Raw genomic sequence first — 16461 nt, forward strand, 5'->3', positions numbered from 1 at the left:
CTCTATGGCTGTCTAGCTCCTGGGCTAGATATTGCTAGACGGGCCCATACTCTTTGAGGCAAAGCACGAAGTCGACGTCGTCGTACTCGGTGTCGTAGTAGTACCACTTGGTGTAGCCGGTCACCTTGGCACACTTGCCCATGGCGTCCTTCTCACCGGTGGTCCGCCCGTCGATGCGCTTCAGCACCTCGAAGGTGTTCGCCGCGCACACCACGATGCGCAGCTTCGGCTCGACGTTGTTGCCCTCGTTGCGGACGCACTGGCCCTTGACGGCGAAACGGGCGTCCTCGCTGGCCTGCGGGCGGGGGGCGATGACGGCGGCGGTGGTGGGCGCGGTGACGGGTGGAGTCGGTTCCTCCTCGCGTCCGAAGACGAACCAGGCGGTGGTGGCCAGGCCGCCGCCGATCAGCACGCTGAGCACGGCGACCAGGGCACCCATGGCGAAACCGCGCCGGGCCGGCTGCGGGGACGAGCCCCACGACGGAGGGGCGGCCGGGGCGGCCGGGGCAGCCTGTGCGTATGGCTGGTGCGGGATCTGCGCGGGCGGCGGGCTCCAGGACGATTCGTGACCGCCCCACGGATCGGACGGTTCCGAATACGGCTCCTCGGGGCTCCCACCCGGCCACGGCTGACCGGAGTGCGGCCCGTTCTGCGACATCGGGGGTCCCTCCAGAAGCGGTCTTCGCTGCGTGCCACGGTATCGTGCGGGCCCGAATCAGGCGGTGCCGGAATCGCGGGTACAGGGCGGACGAAACCGTACCCCTGTCGGCAACCCGATCCCCGTACCGCCCTGCGAGGCGTTACGTTCCACGATCGTGTCGGCACAGTTGGTGATCATGGCGGTCGTGTTCGGTGGGTCCACCGCTGCGTTCCTGCCCCTTCTGGTCTCCCGGTGGGCGGTCGCCTACGGGAGACCGGCCCGCGTCGTGTGCGAGGGGTGCGGGCAGGCGTTTTCGGGGTGGGTTCGGGCCGGCCGGGCCTGCCGATGCGCGGGCTGGATCGGCCCGGTGGTGACATCCGGAGTAGTGGCCGGGCTGCTCGCGGCTCGTCTCGGTCCGGTTCCACGACTTCCGGTGCTGCTCGTCGCGGCGGTCCTCGGTACCCTGCTGGCATTGATCGACATGAGGTGTCTCCGCCTGCCCGATCCGTTGGTGGCGACCCTGGCGATCGTCGGTGGAGCGCCGCTCGCGGTGCTGCGGACGAGCGAGCTCGGGACTGCCCTCGTGGCGGGGGCGGTTGTCGGGATCGGGTATCTGACGATCGCGCTGCTGCCGGGGCGAGGGCTCGGGCTCGGCGACGTGAAGCTGGGTGCGGTCCTGGCGCTGCTGCTGGGGTTCGGCGGGTGGCCGGCGGTGGCGATGGGTTTCGGTGCCGCACATCTGATCAACGGGGTGGTGGCCGGGTGGCTGCTGATCAGCGGGCGGGCGCGCGCCGGACAGGGTGTTCCGTTCGGACCGGCACTGCTGTGCGGAGCGCTGGTGGGCGTGCTTACAGCAGCCTGAGCTGGCGGTCCTTCGGCCGCGCCGGTGTCGCCTCGCCCAACCGCTCGAACAGCCCGGAATCGATCACGTCGAGGAACGGCGTGGGCGACTGCTCCCGCTCGCTCCCGTGCCGTGACCGCTTCGCCGAGTGGCTGACGTAGAGCCGGTCCTGGGCCCGGGTCAGGCCCACGAAGAACAGCCGGCGCTCCTCGGCGATCTCGTCGTCGGTCGGGGTCGAGCCCGGCCAGCGCAGCGGCAGCAGACCGTCCTCGCAGCCGACCAGGAAGACGACCGGGAACTCCAGGCCCTTGGCGGCGTGCAGGGTGAGCAGGTTGACCGCCTCGGCGCGCGGGTCCAGGGCGTCCACCTCGGCGCCGGTGTCGAGCTGCTGGAGGAAGAGGGGCAGGTCGTCGCCGACCCGCTCGGCCAGCGGCGTCAGAAGGTCGGCGGCCGACCAGATGTCCTCGGGGCTGATCTGGTCACCGTCGAGTGTCGGTGCCGCGTACCGCTGCGCCAGCACCTGTGCCGCGAGTTTGACGCGCGCCGCGAGCGATCCGCCGGGCCCGCCCGCGTGCCGCAGCTCGCGCGCGATCACCTGGACCCCCGCCCGGTCGCGGAGCCGGTTGTGCGAGCGCTTCTGCACCGGGATGCCGGCCCGGGAGAGCGCCTCGACGATCGGACCGGACTGCGCATCAGTGCGGTACAGCACAGCGATGTCCGAAAATGACAAGTTGGCGACGGCGGTGGCACGGGAGTCGACGCGTCCCGAGTCGAGGGATCGGTGTGACAGGCCGCCGACCATCTCGTCGATCGTGCGGACCACGAAGTCGGCCTCGTCGGTGACGCTGCGGGCCGGGTAACGACCCACGAGCGCGGCCTCCGGATCCAGCCGGGCCGGATCCAGCCGGCGGCCGCTGACGAGCGACGACGGCGCGATGGCCTGCACCGCGGCGGCCAGGATCGGCGCCGACGACCGGTAGTTGCGGGTCAGCCGGACCAGCCGGGCGTCCACGAAGTCGGAGTTGAAGCGGAGGAAGTACCGCACGTCGGCACCGCGGAACGAGTAGATCGCCTGATCCGGGTCGCCGATCGCGCACAGGTTGCCGTCGGCGGGACTGAGCAGGCGTAACAGCTCGTACTGGAGTTCGTCGACGTCCTGATACTCGTCCACGAAGATCCACTGCCAGCGCCGCCGGTACTTCTCGACCAGCGCCTGATCGTCGCGTAGCAGCGACACCGGCACGCTGATCAGGTCGTCCAGGTCCACCAGGTCCTGCTGGCGGAGCAGCTTGCGGTACGCCGCGTCGTCGTCGCCCGCCTGCTCCCGGGCCTGCGCCTGCTCCCGCTCGTCGGCGATCCGCCAGCCCGAGCCGAGCCCCGCGGCCTTGGCGTTCTCCTTCAGCACGGTCAGGCCCAGCGAGTGGAACGTGCCGACCGTGATGTCCTCGGCCACGTCACCGAGCAGCGCGTCGAGCCGCTCCTTCAGCTCGGCGGCGGCCCGCCGGGTGAACGTGATCGCGAGGCAGCGTTCCGGGAAGACGCCCAGCTCAGCACAGAGGTACGCGATGCGGTGCGTCAGCGTCCGGGTCTTGCCGGTGCCCGGTCCCGCCACGATCAGCAGCGGCCCGCCCGGCGCCGACGCCGCCACCCGTTGCATGGCGTCGAGGCGGTCCAGCAGCCCGGTGCCGACCTCCTCCATCCCGGCGAGCATCGGCTCGAACGGCTCATGCGGGCTGGGCGGCGGTGCGAGCGGTGGCGGAGCCGGCTTGTCCTTCGCCGGCTTGGCCTTCGGCTTCCCGGGGGCCGGCTCGGCACGCGCTTTCGGCTTCTCCGGCGCCGGAATGTCGAACAGCGTCTCCACCTGGGGGGCACTGTTACGGTTCCGCAGTTCACCGGGGTCGAACAGGGTGATGACGCCGTACTCACCGTCGTAACCGGGAACCCGCCGGACGTCGCCGCGCCGCAGCCGGGTGATCGCCTCGCGTAGTTCGTCGCCGCCGGCCTTGCCGATCTCGTCGACCGGCACCCGGCGCAGAATGTCGAGCTCCGCGCCGAGCGTGGCGACCAGATGGTTGAGCTGGGCCGCGACGGTCTTCGACTTCGGGCCGACACCGTGGATCTCGCCGAGGATCTCGTGCAGCTGGATCAGGTGCTCGACGTGGTCGTCCTTGTGGAAGCCGGCCGGGCGGTCCGCCAGGTCCTCGACCCGGCTGAGTACGCCGATCGTCAGCGGGCGGCCGCACTCGGGGCAGCGTCCCCCGGCCTCTCGTGATCGGGACGGCTCCCAGTTCACGCCGCAGGCGCGGTGGCCGTCAGCGTGGTACTTACCCTCCTCGGGGAAGAACTCGAGCGTCCCGGCCAGGCCGATGCCGTCCTTGACCGCGTAGTAGTCAGGCGTACCGGTGAAGAGTGTGGCCTCGCGGGCCAGCGCGGCCGGGGAGTGCGCGTCGGAGTTCGAGACCAGGCGATAACGGTCGAGCGAGGAGACCCGCCAGTTCATCTCCGGGTCGGAGGAGAGGCCGGTCTCCACAGCGGTGACGTGGTGGGCCAGGTCGGCGTAGCAGTCGGCGATCGCGTCGAAGCCGGACTTGGAGCCGAGCGCCGAGAACCACGGGGTCCAGATGTGCGCCGGGATGAGATATCCGCCGGCCTCGAGGGTGATCTCGAGCAGGTCCCGGGAGTCCAGGCCGAGGATCGGGCGGCCGTCGGCGGTCAGGTTGCCGATCCGGGCCAGTGCGGTGTTGATCCTGGTCACGGAGGCGAAGTCCGGGGCGTACAGGAGGTGGTGCACCTTGCGGGTGCGGTCGTCCCGCTTGTAGATCGTCGAGATCTCGACGCTGAGCATGAACCGCGCCGGCGTCGTGCCGCTCAGCGATCCCGGCAGCCGCCTGGTCACCGGCTCCTCGTCGGCCAGGCGGAACAGCCCCGGTTCGGCGGGTTCGAGGCTTTCCTTGAGGTGCTCGAACCACGCCGGATGGGTGAAGTCGCCGGTGCCGAGCAGGGCGATTCCCTTGCGCCGCGCCCACCAGGCGAGGTTCGGCAGGGTCAGATCACGGCTGCAGGCTCGCGAAAAGCGCGAGTGAATGTGGAGGTCCGCGACATATGCATCCGCGGTGACCTCCACGCCGAGCATCCTGTCACGGCCGCTGTCGCCGCCACGAGTCGCCACGCTCAAACACACTTACCGATCTTGATGGGTTACTTCGCACGCAGTTCGATGACCGTGACCTGTGGGGGCGCGCCGACCCGCACCGGAGGACCCCAGAATCCCGCGCCGTTGGTCACGTACACCGGCACGCCGTCCACCTTTCCGAAGCCGGAGACTACCGGTTGCTGCAGCTTCACCAGATAGTTGAACGGGGCCATCTGACCGCCGTGCGTGTGGCCGGAAAGTTGGAGATCCACGCCGTAGGGTGCGGCCTGGACCGCGGCCAGCGGCTGGTGCGCCATCAACACGACCGGGCGGTTGCGATCCCGGTCACCGAGCGTCCCGGCGAAGTCCGGCCCGTCGTCGAACTCCTCACCGTTCAGGTCGTTGACACCCGCCAGGTCCAGGCCGTTGATCTCCACACGCTCGTTGCGCAGCGGCCGCATACCGAGCCGGGCCACCTCCTCGACCCACTGCTCGTGGCCCGAGTAGTACTCGTGGTTTCCGGTCACGAAGAAAGTGCCGTTCCGCGACTCGATGCCGGCCAGCGGCGCCGCGAACTCGCCCAGCTCCGCGACACTGCCGTCCACCAGGTCACCGACGACGCAGACCAGGTCGGCGTTCACCGAGTTGATCACTTGGACGATGCGGCGGGCGTGATTGATACCGGTCAGCGGGCCGATGTGGATGTCGGAGACCACGGCGAGGCGTGTGCCGTCCATCGCCCGCGGGAGCTTGGCGAGGGGGATCTGCACGCGGTCGATCTGCGGGGCGCTAGTTGCGGTCCGGACGCCGTACCCGGTCACGCCCGCGGCTGTCAGGCCCGCGAAGATCGCGGCGCCGCGCGCCAGTAGCAGTCGCCGGTCGATGCCTTCCGGTTCGTCGCCCTTTTCGTCGGGTTTTCCGTCGGGTTTTCCGCCGGGTTTTTCAACGGCGACGCCTCCGTCGGCCTTGTCCGTCGGGCCGGCGCCGGCCCTGTCCGCCGGCCCGGCTGGTGACGGCGCGGTCTCGGTCGCGCCGCTTGCGCTCACTGCGCTGACCGGCTGCAACTCGGCCTCGCCGGTGCCGCTCGCTGTTTCCGTTGTGGCTTTTTCCGTACGGGAACCGCGCACCCACAGCAATTTGACGGCCAGTCGCGGGATCTCCAGAGCGACAAGTGTCACGAGGAGGTAGAACATGACCGCGATCCACAGGTATCCCGGCCAGGAGAGCCACTTGAAGTAACCGGCGCGAACCCCGATCAGCGTCAGCGGCACCAGCACACCCAGCACCACGATCAGCGCTGTGCCCGCGTTGCGCCCTCGACCCGGGCGGAGGGTGTCACGCACCAGTCGCTTCCACAGGTACAGGTGGATCAAGCCGATGACCAGCAGGATCACCGCGACGAAGCCTAACAAGAACCCTCCCCAGACGGCCCGGTCGGCCGAGCGCGCATCAGCTTGCCGCACCAAGTGTCCCCGACCCGATGCGGACTTCCCCGCAGTGCCTCTCAGCCCCGTCTCAGCATCGATGTGCAGTCCTACGATGCCGGCGGCCCCTCAAGTCTCCCGCCCGGCCCCTCGCTGGGTCCCGCGCTTCCGGATAGCCACCCGCCCGCTCCCGGCTGGCTGTGGGTGCCGCGTCATGGGCATTGAGACGGCACTGGGAGCTAGCCAGGGGTTGGGTGGCTCTGGGCGGGGTGGGGAGGATCAGCCGCCGGCGAACGGGGGGAGGATGTCGACGGTTGCAGTGGGGGGTAGAGGGGCTTGGCGGTCGTGGCGGGTCAGGCCGTCCACCAGGAAGCTGGCGGCCTTCATCACCAGGCCGAGTCGTTCGCCGTGGCGGGTGGCCAGGAGTTGGGTGAGTTCGTCGAGGGTTGCGGCGTCGACGGTTTCGGAGGAGGTGCCGCCGGCGGCGGCGCGGGCGCCGGCGAAGTAGCGGACTGTGGGCACCGGTCAGCCTCCGATGGCGGACATGGGGCGGGCGGGCTGGAGGAAGCTCGGGTCGTCGATGCCGTGCCCGGCGCGTTTGCCCCACATGGCTACCCGCCAGGCGGCGGCGATCTCGGCGTCTGATGCGTTGTCGCGGAGGAGTTTGCGCAGGTCGCTCTCGTCGGTGGCGAAGAGGCAGTTGCGGATCTGGCCGTCGGCGGTGAGGCGGGTCCGGTCGCAGTCGCCGCAGAACGGGCGGGTCACGCTGGCGATCACGCCGACCCGGGCGGGTTCGCCGGCGGCGTCGACGTGTCCGGGGACCAGCCAGGTCTCGGCCGGCGCTGTTCCACGTGAAACATCGTCGGGCTGTAGGCCGAAGGGTTCGAGGGCGGCGAGGATCTCCTGGGCGGTGATCATCTCGTGCCGGTCCCACTGGTGCTGGGCGTCGAGCGGCATCTGCTCGATGAAGCGCAGTTGATAACCGTGGTCGAGGGCGAACTGGAGCAGGGCCGGAGCCTCATCGTCGTTGACCCCGCGCATCAGGACGGTATTGATCTTCACGGGAGTCAGCCCCGCGGCGACAGCCGCTTCGAGTCCGGTGAGCACGTCCGCGTGCCGGTCACGGCGGGTGAGGGTGTGGAACCGGGCCGGGTCCAGGGTGTCGAGCGAGACGTTCACCCGATCGAGGCCGGCGTCACGGAGCGGCACCGCGATCCGGTCGAGCCCGATGCCGTTCGTGGTGACGGAGAGCCGTGGGCGCGGGTTGAGGCGGGCGGCCTCGGTCACGATGCCGACCAGACCGCGACGGATCAGCGGCTCACCGCCGGTGAATCGAACCTCGGTCACGCCCAGGTCCTCGACGGCGATCCGGACGAGCCTGCTGACCTCGGCGTCGGTGAGCTGCTGGGGCTGCGGCATCCAGGCCAGCCCTTCGGCGGGCATGCAGTAGGTACAGCGCAGATTGCACCGATCGGTCAGCGAGACGCGCAGATCGGTGGCGACGCGGCCGAAACGATCGGCGAGCACCGTCACCGCCGCCACCGCACGGTGTTGCCTGATCCCTGGAAGAGGCTCACGCATCGAATCTAGCCGCTCGCGCCCCGCAGCGCCGTTACGCATATCGCCCTGTGGACTCTCAGGGCCAGCCCCGCGGACTCTCAGGGCCAGCCCCGCGGACTTCCAGGGCCAGCCCCGCGGACTTCCAGGGCCGGCCCGTGAACTCCCAGGGCAGGCGGTCAGGCTCGGCGGAGGGCGTCGGCCGCCGCGCGTACCGCGCCGCGATATGCACTACCGAAGGCCGCTGTGTGCACGAGCAGGAGGTGCAACTGATGCAGAGGCAGGCGTACGGGCCACCCGTCCGCCAATGGCCATACCTCCCGATACGAGTCGACGATCACATCGAGATGCGCCACACCGCCGAAGAGAGCGAGCGTGGCCAGGTCGGTCTCCCGATGACCTCCGTGTGCGGCCGGGTCCACGAGCCACCCGCGGCCGTCGGCTCCCCACAGCAGATTCCCCGGCCACAGGTCGCCGTGTATCCGTGCGGGCGGTTCGGTTCCACCGTACGAATCAATGGTCTTGATGATTTCCTCGACCACCGCGACGTCGCCCGCCGAGAGTGCCCCGCGATCGGCTGAGATGGTGAGGTATGGCTGGAGGCGCCGTTCCGCGAACCAGGAACTCCAGCCGCCGGTGGTCGGCGTGTTGTCCAGTGGCAGCGGGCCGATCCAACCGGGCCAGGACGCGCCGAAGGTGTCGGCGCCGGCGCGGTGCAGACCGGCGAGCGCGCGACCGAAGTCCTCAGCGGCCCGGCGTGTCGGCTCACCGGGCTCGACCCACTCCATGGCGATCATCTCGGGGAGGGCGACAAGCACCTCGGGCACCGGGATCGTGCCCGCCTCGCGGAGCCAGGCCAGCCCGGCGGCCTCCGTGGCGAACAGCCCGTCAGGCGCGGGACCGGACGGCCAGGTCTTGGCGAACAGGGACGTTCCGTCGTCGAGGGTCAGCCTGCTGGCGGTGCAGACGCCACCGCCCACCGGAGTCTCGCGGATTCGCTGGTGGGTGAGAAATGTCGGTAGGTGCTGGGGGTGCGTGCGCAGGTACGCCAGGTCCACTCGGTTATCTTCCGCTTCTCGTGACGGACGTCCCAATTCAGAGGCAAGATGTCGGCATGACCCCTGTGGCTGTGCGTTCGTACCGCCCGAGTGACCACTCCGCGGGCCGTCGTCTGTGGGCCGAGCTGACACGGCAGCACAACGAGATGTACGGCGAACACAGTGACGACGACGGCGATGGTTTCGAGGAGTACCTGACCAGGCTGGATCTCTCCGGCCTGTGGGTCGCCGATCACGCCGACGACGGGGTCATCGGGATCGTCGGGCTGATCATTCGCGGTCGGGCCGGTGAGGTCGACCCGGTCGTGGTCACCATCAGCCACCGGCACAAGGGTGTCGGCCGGCTGCTCCTCCAGCACGTCGCGGCCGAGGCCAAGAAGCGGAACATGACGTCGCTGACCATCTCGCCCGAGTCCCGCAACGTCGAGGCGATCCGCAGCCTGCACGCCGCCGGGTACAACGTCGTCTCCTCGATCGAGCTGACGATGGATCTGGAGCGGCACAACCAGCCGTGGCACGAAGAAGGCCTGCAGCTGCACGAGTTGCCGTTCCGCTCCTAGCAGGGCTTTCTGCAAGCCCGCCTGTGGACGGATCGGCGTGTCGTCCACAGCGGCGAAGTTCGGCACGCGGGCGGGCCTGACCGGCGGCCACGCTGCCCCGCATGACAGCCGACTGTTCCGTCGTCATCCGTACGCCGTCCGAGCTCATCGCCGCCGTGCCGTTCATCATGGGCTACCACCCGGCGGACAGCCTGGCGCTCGTCGGCCTCACGAGGGCCCGGGTCGGCTTCGCGGCCTGCTTCGACCTGCCGCCGCCGGAGTGCGACGACGAAGACCTTCACGAGGGTGCGGCGGAGATCGCCGGGCTCGTCGCCCGCCAGGGGACCGCCGAGATGATGGTCGTCGGCTACGGGCCGCCGCACCGGGTCACCCCGGCGGTGCTGCGACTGGTCCAGGCGTTGCGGCTGGCAGGCGTCCGGGTGCACGACGCGGTGCGGGTCACCGGCGGGCGCTGGTGGTCCTATGTCTGTCAAGATCCGCTCTGCTGTCCGCCGGACGGCACCCCGTGCCTGCCGGGGGACAGCGTGATCGCGGCCGAGGCGACGTTCCGCGGACAGGTCGCCCTGCCCAGCCGCAGTGACCTGAACGCACAGGTGGCCCCGGTCGGCGGCGAGACCCGCGAGGCCATGGTGGCGGCCACCGGACGGGCCCGGAAGAGGTTCACCGAGCTGCTCGCGGACGGTCTGCGGGAGCAGGGCCGGGGTGCCGAGCGGTACGGCCGGCTGATCCGGCGGGCCGGCCGTACCGCGGTTCGCGACGCCGAACGGCGCTATCGTGCCGGCCGGCCTCTCAGCCACGACGACGTCGCGTGGCTCGGTGCGGTGCTGGTTCACAAGGCGGTGCAGGACTACGCGCTCGACCGGACCCATCTCGGCCCGGCCAATGTCGACCGGACCAATGTCGACCGGACCAACGACGAGGAGAAGTGGCGGATCGGGCTCTGGACCGACGTGCTGCGTCGTGTGGAACCGGCCTATGCGGCGGCGCCGGCCTGTCTGCTCAGCTATGCCGCATGGCGTGCCGGGATGGGTGCGCTGGCGCGGATCGCCGTGGACCGGGCCCTGCGCGAGGAGCCGGAGCACCAGCTCGCCGGGCTGCTGCACGAGATCCTCGGGCGGGGCCTCGGTCCACATCTGTTCGAACGGGGCGGCGCACGCCGCCGGCCGAAATGAGCGCGCTGTTCACATCGGGCGCCGCCGGGTCAGGGCCGGGAGGTCTCCTGCTGGACCGTTTCCGCACCGAGATCGGCCGGAGCGGACCGCAGCGCGGCCCCGGGAGTCGGGTTGTCGGCGACCTGCTGCAAGCCGGGCACCCGATCCTCGATCACGAACGAGGCGCGGGTGTGCGCGGCAGCACCCGGCGTCGTCACATAGGGCAGAACCACGAAGTCAGCGGTGAGCGAGTCCCCGGCGATCCGGGTCCGTACGTAACCGCGCTGGTTGTTGTAGAAGCGCAGGTGCGGGTTCCACGCCGCCCAGGGGTGGTTGCCGCCCGGCACGTCCGCGCCGTCGCCGCCGGAGGTGATCGACGAGCAGACCAGCTCGGTGCCGACCGTCCTGGAGGCCGGATCGTCGTAGTCGAGCTTGAGATCGTCGGCCCAGTGCGCGTGCACATCGCCGGTGAGCACCACCGGGTTGCGGACGCCGGCATCCACCCAGCCGCGGGTGATCCGGTCACGCGACGCCTGGTACCCGTCCCACGAGTCCATGCTGAGCACCTTCTGCGGGCCGGAGTTGTTGTCCCGCTGCCCGAAGAAGACCTGCTGCCCGAGGATGTCCCAACGGGCCGTGGACCGATGGAAACCGTCGAGCAGCCACGCCTCCTGCTCGGACCCGGTGATGCTGCGTGCCGGGTCGTAGGCGGCCGGGCAGTCCCGGTAACCGTCACCGCAGCCCTGGTCGTCCCGGAACTGACGGGTGTCGAGCAGGTGGAACGTGGCCAGCCGGCCCCAGTGCAGCCGCCGGTAGAGCTGCATGTCGATGCCCCTCGGGATCGAGGTGCGTCGCAGCGGCATGTTCTCGTAGTACGCCTGGAACGCCGCAGCCCGCCGGACCAGGAAATCCGGGTCGGGCTGCTCGGGCGTCTCGTCGGCCCAGTTGTTCTCGATCTCGTGGTCGTCCCACACGACTGCCCACGGCGCGACGGCGTGCGCCGCCTGCAGATCCGGATCGCTCTTGTACTGCGCGTGCCGCTGCCGGTAGTTCGCCAGCGTCACGGTCTCCGGTCCCTGGTGGTCGCGAGGGTTGCCGCCCGGGATGTTGTACGTGTCAGGCGCGTATTCGTACTGGTAGTCACCGAGGTGCAGGATCAGCTCCGGCTCGTCCTCGGCAAGCCTGCGGTAGGCGGTGAAGTAACCGTGCTCGAACTGGGAGCAGGAGACGAAGGCCATCGACAGGGTCCCGCCCCGCTCCCAGCGCGGCGGCGAGGTGCGGGTCCGGCCCACCGGCGAGGTGTACCGCTCGGCGTGGAAGCGGTAGAAGAACTCGCGGCCCGCGGACAGGCCGTTCAGCTCCACGTGGACGCTGTGCCCTCGTTCGGGCCGGGCGGTGACCGCACCACGGCGTACCACCCTGCGGAACCGCTCGTCGGCGGCGAGTTCCCAGGTCACCCGCACGCTCCGGTCCGGCATGCCGCCGAGGCCGTCCTCGGCGAGCGGGCTGGTGGCCAGCCGGGTCCACAGCACGAAGCCGTCCGGATCCGGGTCGCCGGACGCGACACCGAGCGTGAACGGAGAGGATTTCAGCGGACCCCGATAGGGCGTCGCGGCGGCGGAAAGGGGCCAGATCGTGGTCGATGCGGCGGCTCCGGCCGCGGAACTCAGCAGCAGGGTGCGTCGTGAGATCGGCATGCGTCGCAGCCTGGAGCTCATGGATGAAAGTGAATGGGTCAGCGGGTGACCACCGCGGGAATCTCATGTGGTCAGAGCGTGACGCGCTGCTGCCCGGTGTAGACGTTCATGCGCGGTTCACGGAGGAAGCCGACAAGGGTCATCCCGGACTCCTCCGCCAGCTCCACCGCGAGCGTGCTCGGGGCGGACACCGCGGCGAGCAGCGGCAACCCGGCCATCCAGGCCTTCTGCGTCAGCTCGAAACTGGCCCGGCCGGAGACGAGAAGCACGTGACCGGCGAGCGGCAACCGGTTCTCGCGCAGCGCCCAGCCCAGCACCTTGTCGACAGCGTTGTGCCGTCCCACGTCCTCCCGCAGCGCCAGCAGGTCGCCGGTGGCGGTGAAGAGACCCGCCGCGTGCAGGCCACCGGTCCGGTCGAAGGTGCGCTGCCGGGCACGGAGCTTCGCCGGCAACCCGGCGAGGATCTGTGCGGGGACCTCCATCGGGTCCGTGGTGATGTCGAACGGCGACCTCGTCCGGACCGCGTCGATGCTCGCCTTGCCGCAGACACCGCACGAACTGGTGGTGTAGAAGTTCCGGCTCGGATCGGTGACCGGGGGCGGGACGGCGGGGTCGAGCACGATGTCGACCACGTTGTAGGTGTTCGGCGCGTCCGTCCCGGCACAGAGTTGCGCCGTCACGACGTCGTCCGGCTTGCCGATCACGCCCTCGCCGAGCAGGAAACCCATGGCCAGGTCGATGTCGTGACCGGGCGTGCGCATGGTGACGGCGAGCGGCTGCTTGCGGATCCGGATCTCCAGCGGCTCCTCGGCGGCGAGCTCGTCGGGGCGGCGCCGGGCCGACGGCGTGGCACCGAGGTCGATGCTGACCACTGTGCGACGGGTCATGTTCCGGGCCATGAAGCGAGCCTACGACCCTCGGACGCGGGCAGCGCGGTCACGCTCGGCGCGGGCTCGGGATACGGTACTCACGTGGGGGGATTTGCGGCGGTGGTCCTGGCCGGCGGTGCGGCGCGGCGAATGGGTGGTGCGGACAAACCGACCCTCCCGGTCGGCGGCCAGTCGATGCTGACCCGAGTTCTCGCGGCGGTGCACGATGCCGACCCCCGCGTGGTGGTCGGGCGAGTGCCCCCTGAGCTGCCCGTTCCGGTGCATGTGACACGTGAGGAGCCGCCCGGCGGTGGCCCGGTGGCGGCAGCCGCGGCGGGCCTGGCCCTGGTGCCGGAGACGGTGGCGTTCACCGCTCTGCTCGCGGCAGACCTGCCTCTGCTCACCGGTGAGGCGATCGACGTGCTGCGGCTGACCATGGAGTCGGCGCCGATGGAGGGCGCGGTCTATCGGGATGCTGAGGGGCATCTGCAGGTTTTGTGCGGGGTTTGGCGTACCAGGGCGTTGCGTGCGGCGCTCGACCGGCTGGCTGAGGAACGGGGCAGCCTGCACGGCGCGTCGGTCCGGGAGCTGCTGGCCAACCTGCGGATCGCCGAGGTCTCGTGGCGGCGGCCCGGGCCTCCGCCCTGGTTCGACTGCGACACCGACGACGATCTGCGCACGGCCGAGGAGTGGGCGCGATGAGGGCCCGGGGATTCCGTACGGGTGGGGAGCGCACGCGATGACCGAGCTCGACGCGTGGCTCGTTGTGGCCGGGGCGGAACTCGGTGTTTCGCCGGACGAGGTTCCGTCGACGGAGCTGCTCGACGTCGCCCGTGATGTGGCACACAACGTTCTCCGGCCCGGGGCGCCCGTCACCGCGTACCTGATGGGCCTGGCTGTGGGCCGTGGCGCGGACCCCGCCGAAGCCGCCGCGAAGATCCGCGCACTCGCGCTTTCATGGCCGGAGCGTGCCTGAGCCACACCGGGACCGAACCGCTCGATAGGGTGACGGGAACGGAGGTGCGATCATGACGGCAGAAGGTGTCGCGAGCGAAACGTCAGAGAACGTGTTGCTCGACGAACCGACCACGGCTGACCTGCGGGCCAAGGTGACCGAGGCGTGGCGTGAGTTCGCCAGTTCGCTGGCCGGCCTGCTGCCCTCGCTGCAGCCCGGCGGGCACGTCGACCTCACCCTCGACCCGACCGCGTCGGGCACCGGCACCGCGGTCTACTCGGTGAGCATCCGGGTGCTGCCGGAGGGTGTCGTCGAGGCGCTGGCCGTCGGCAACGGTGAGCTTCCGGCGGAGTTCCGGATGAATCGGGCCGCCGTCGCCGACCTGGTCGCGCTCGGCTGGTCGCCGCCCGGTGTTCTCCCCGGCTCGGGAGACTCGTTCGGGCTGCGCTCCTCCCAGGAGAAGGCGGCCCAGCTCGCCACCGTGGTCACCCGCACCCTGCGCGACGTCTACGGCGCACCGCACCCCGCCTTCCTGGTCTACCTGGTGCACGACGAGGACGACGAGCCGATCGACGCCCCGCCGCTGGGGACGGCGCGGCACGAGCCGAGCGTCGAGCACGAGATCGACCTGGACGATCTGGAGGACGACGACGCCCTCGAGGCCGCTCTGGCGACCGTGGGTGAGGACGTCGTCCCGCTGGACGAGCGAGTGCGCACCGTCGTCGCGACCATGTCCAAGACCACCGTCGACCAGCTTCAGGTCGACGCGGACGGCGACATCGGCATCCGGGCCGGCTCCGCGATGGTCTTCGTCCGGGTCCGGGACAACCCGCCCCTGGTCGACGTCCTCTCGCCGATCCTGACCGAGGTCGAGCCGACCGAGCAGCTCTACGTGAAGCTCTCGGAGCTGACCAACCGGATGCCGATCGGCCGGCTCTACTGCGCGCAGGACACCGTCTGGGCCTCGATCCCGGTGTTCGGCCGCAACTTCCAGGCCGTCCACCTCATGCTCGCCGTGCAGGTGATGACCGGTCTCGCCGACGAGCTCGACGACCGCCTGCACGGTGAGTTCGGCGGCAAGCGCTTCTTCGGCGAGGGCGACAAGCCGGCCCCCGCCAAGGAATCCGCCTCCGACGAGCACCGCCCCGGGATGTATCTCTAGCTCGGGTGGGCCCGCCCCGGCCTTGATGGGAAGCGCCGGGCGCGGGGCTGCTCAATCCGGGAGCGCCGGCACCGCGGTCGGCGTCTCCACCAGGCGCGACAGTACGACCATGCTGCGGGTGGACGTCACGAACGGCTCCGCCCGCAGCCGTTCCAGGGCCTGCTCGAGGTGCCCGATGTCCGCGGCCCGCAGATGCACCAGCGCATCCGCCTGCCCGGAAACCGTGTAAGCCCCCACCACCTCGGGATGCCGCCGGGTCGCCACGGTGATCTGTGCAGGGGTGGTGCGGCCCGTGCAGAACAGCTCGACGAACGCCTCGGTCGTCCAGCCCACCGCCGCCGGCTCGATGACCGCGGTGAATCCTTTGATGACCCCACTGGATCGAAGCCTGTCGACACGTCGTTTGACCGCGGGCGCCGACAACGACACCCGCGCGCCGATGTCGGCATACGAAGAGCGGGCGTCGGCCACGAGCAACGCAATGATTCGATGGTCAACGACGTCCATCTGCAACGATTCGCCTCCGAGGAGCAAGATTTATGGCTGTTTGCTGCAACGCAGCCTACCTACCCTTGAACCTCATGAACCACTCCGAGCGCTTGCCGCGAAACAGGACATACCTCATGTGTCCGCCTCAGCATTTCACGGTTGAGTACGCCATCAATCCCTGGATGGACACCACCGTCGCGGTCGACGCGGCCCTGGCGCTCAAGCAGTGGGACGGCCTGCGCGGCATCCTCACCGAACTGGGTCACGTCGTGCACGTGCTCGACCCCAAACCCGGCCTGCCGGACATGGTCTACTCCGCGAACGGTGCCTTCTCCGTCGACGGGACCGTCTACGGGGCCCGCTTCCTGCACCCGCAGCGCGCCGACGAGGCGACCGAGCACCGGGCGTTCTACCTCGCCGGCAACGGGTGGAGTTTCGTCGCTCCGGAGCACGTCAACGAGGGTGAGGGCGACTTCGCGTACCTGCCCGCGGCCTACGGCGGCGTCGTCCTCGCCGGCTATGGCTTCCGCACCGACCCCGCCGCCCACGCCGAGGCGCAGGAGGTGCTGGGCCGCCCGGTCGTCTCCCTCAAGCTTGTCGATCCGGCGTTCTACCACCTGGACACCGCGCTGGCCGCCCTCGACGACCGGCACGTCACGTACTACCCCGGTGCCTTCTCGCCGGCCTCGCAGCGGGTGCTCGCCCAGCTGTTCCCCGACGCTGTGCTGGCCGACCGCGCCGACGCCGAGGCGTTCGGCCTGAACCTGGTCAGCGACGGCCGGCACGTGATCCTCAACACCGAGGCCGTCGCCATGGGTCACAAGCTGCGTGACGCCGGATATCTGCCGGTACACGTCGATCTCTCGGAGCTCAAACGCGGTGGCGGAAGTGTCAAATGTGCCGTAGCCGAACTACGTGCCTGAGC

Annotated in this window: 16 protein-coding genes; 7 read left to right on the forward strand and 9 right to left on the reverse strand. The window is 70.1% G+C overall.

Annotated elements, in window-relative coordinates; all coding sequences use genetic code 11:
• Nucleotides 1-34: 34 nt before the first annotated feature.
• Nucleotides 35-658, reverse strand: coding sequence for a hypothetical protein (locus tag ACFQV6_RS10220; RefSeq protein ID WP_378027134.1), 624 nt, complete (start codon nucleotides 656-658; stop codon nucleotides 35-37).
• Nucleotides 659-815: 157 nt separating this feature from the next.
• Here ACFQV6_RS10220 and ACFQV6_RS10225 point away from each other — a divergent pair, with 157 nt between their 5' ends.
• Complete coding sequence (locus ACFQV6_RS10225; RefSeq protein WP_378027135.1) at nucleotides 816-1502, forward strand: prepilin peptidase; 687 nt, start codon at nucleotides 816-818, stop codon at nucleotides 1500-1502.
• On the opposite strand, the gene ACFQV6_RS10230 is transcribed toward ACFQV6_RS10225, so the two are convergent.
• The 5 genes from ACFQV6_RS10230 to ACFQV6_RS10250 form a co-directional block, all read right to left on the reverse strand.
• Nucleotides 1489-4614 (reverse strand): UvrD-helicase domain-containing protein, encoded by a 3126-nt coding sequence (locus ACFQV6_RS10230; protein WP_378027246.1) that lies wholly within the window; start codon nucleotides 4612-4614, stop codon nucleotides 1489-1491. The two genes, ACFQV6_RS10225 and ACFQV6_RS10230, sit on opposite strands and share 14 nt — an antisense overlap.
• A gap of 65 nt (nucleotides 4615-4679) precedes the next feature.
• Nucleotides 4680-6026, reverse strand: coding sequence for a metallophosphoesterase (locus tag ACFQV6_RS10235; RefSeq protein ID WP_378027136.1), 1347 nt, complete (start codon nucleotides 6024-6026; stop codon nucleotides 4680-4682).
• 291 nt (nucleotides 6027-6317) lie between these two features.
• Nucleotides 6318-6560 (reverse strand): MoaD/ThiS family protein, encoded by a 243-nt coding sequence (locus ACFQV6_RS10240; RefSeq protein ID WP_378027137.1) that lies wholly within the window; start codon nucleotides 6558-6560, stop codon nucleotides 6318-6320.
• 3 nt (nucleotides 6561-6563) lie between these two features.
• Nucleotides 6564-7619, reverse strand: coding sequence for a GTP 3',8-cyclase MoaA (moaA, locus tag ACFQV6_RS10245; protein ID WP_378027138.1), 1056 nt, complete (start codon nucleotides 7617-7619; stop codon nucleotides 6564-6566).
• Nucleotides 7620-7774: 155 nt separating this feature from the next.
• Nucleotides 7775-8653, reverse strand: a complete 879-nt coding sequence (locus ACFQV6_RS10250) for a fructosamine kinase family protein (RefSeq protein WP_378027139.1) — start codon at nucleotides 8651-8653, stop codon at nucleotides 7775-7777.
• A 56-nt stretch (nucleotides 8654-8709) separates the two neighbouring features.
• On the opposite strand from ACFQV6_RS10250, the gene ACFQV6_RS10255 reads away from it, so the two are divergent.
• Complete coding sequence (locus ACFQV6_RS10255) at nucleotides 8710-9213, forward strand: GNAT family N-acetyltransferase (protein ID WP_378027140.1); 504 nt, start codon at nucleotides 8710-8712, stop codon at nucleotides 9211-9213.
• Nucleotides 9214-9314: 101 nt separating this feature from the next.
• Nucleotides 9315-10385 (forward strand): DUF4192 domain-containing protein, encoded by a 1071-nt coding sequence (locus ACFQV6_RS10260; RefSeq protein ID WP_378027141.1) that lies wholly within the window; start codon nucleotides 9315-9317, stop codon nucleotides 10383-10385.
• A 29-nt stretch (nucleotides 10386-10414) separates the two neighbouring features.
• Here the strand turns inward: ACFQV6_RS10260 and ACFQV6_RS10265 are convergent, their stop codons facing one another.
• A complete protein-coding gene (locus tag ACFQV6_RS10265; protein ID WP_378027142.1) occupies nucleotides 10415-12061 on the reverse strand; it encodes an alkaline phosphatase D family protein in 1647 nt (548 codons plus the stop codon).
• 71 nt (nucleotides 12062-12132) lie between these two features.
• Nucleotides 12133-12960: a formate dehydrogenase accessory sulfurtransferase FdhD gene (fdhD, locus tag ACFQV6_RS10270; RefSeq protein ID WP_378027143.1), complete on the reverse strand. Its 828-nt coding sequence runs from the start codon at nucleotides 12958-12960 to the stop codon at nucleotides 12133-12135.
• Between the two features lie 72 nt (nucleotides 12961-13032).
• Between fdhD and ACFQV6_RS10275 the strand changes: the two genes are divergently transcribed.
• From ACFQV6_RS10275 to ACFQV6_RS10285, 3 genes are read left to right on the forward strand one after another with little or no spacing between them, the layout of a single operon-like run.
• Complete coding sequence (locus tag ACFQV6_RS10275) at nucleotides 13033-13632, forward strand: molybdenum cofactor guanylyltransferase (protein ID WP_378027144.1); 600 nt, start codon at nucleotides 13033-13035, stop codon at nucleotides 13630-13632.
• A gap of 37 nt (nucleotides 13633-13669) precedes the next feature.
• Complete coding sequence (locus ACFQV6_RS10280) at nucleotides 13670-13906, forward strand: DUF6457 domain-containing protein (RefSeq protein ID WP_378027145.1); 237 nt, start codon at nucleotides 13670-13672, stop codon at nucleotides 13904-13906.
• 52 nt (nucleotides 13907-13958) lie between these two features.
• The gene (locus ACFQV6_RS10285) at nucleotides 13959-15047 is read left to right on the forward strand and encodes a hypothetical protein (RefSeq protein ID WP_378027146.1); all 1089 of its coding nucleotides are present in this window, start codon (nucleotides 13959-13961) and stop codon (nucleotides 15045-15047) included.
• Nucleotides 15048-15098: 51 nt separating this feature from the next.
• Here the strand turns inward: ACFQV6_RS10285 and ACFQV6_RS10290 are convergent, their stop codons facing one another.
• Nucleotides 15099-15560, reverse strand: a complete 462-nt coding sequence (locus tag ACFQV6_RS10290; RefSeq protein WP_378027147.1) for an Lrp/AsnC family transcriptional regulator — start codon at nucleotides 15558-15560, stop codon at nucleotides 15099-15101.
• 68 nt (nucleotides 15561-15628) lie between these two features.
• Here ACFQV6_RS10290 and ddaH point away from each other — a divergent pair, with 68 nt between their 5' ends.
• The gene (ddaH, locus tag ACFQV6_RS10295) at nucleotides 15629-16459 is read left to right on the forward strand and encodes a dimethylargininase (RefSeq protein WP_378027148.1); all 831 of its coding nucleotides are present in this window, start codon (nucleotides 15629-15631) and stop codon (nucleotides 16457-16459) included.
• Nucleotides 16460-16461: the final 2 nt, after the last annotated feature.

Origin of the sequence: Actinoplanes sp. GCM10030250 (assembly GCF_042666575.1) — a bacterium.
Classification (GTDB): domain Bacteria; phylum Actinomycetota; class Actinomycetes; order Mycobacteriales; family Micromonosporaceae; genus Actinoplanes.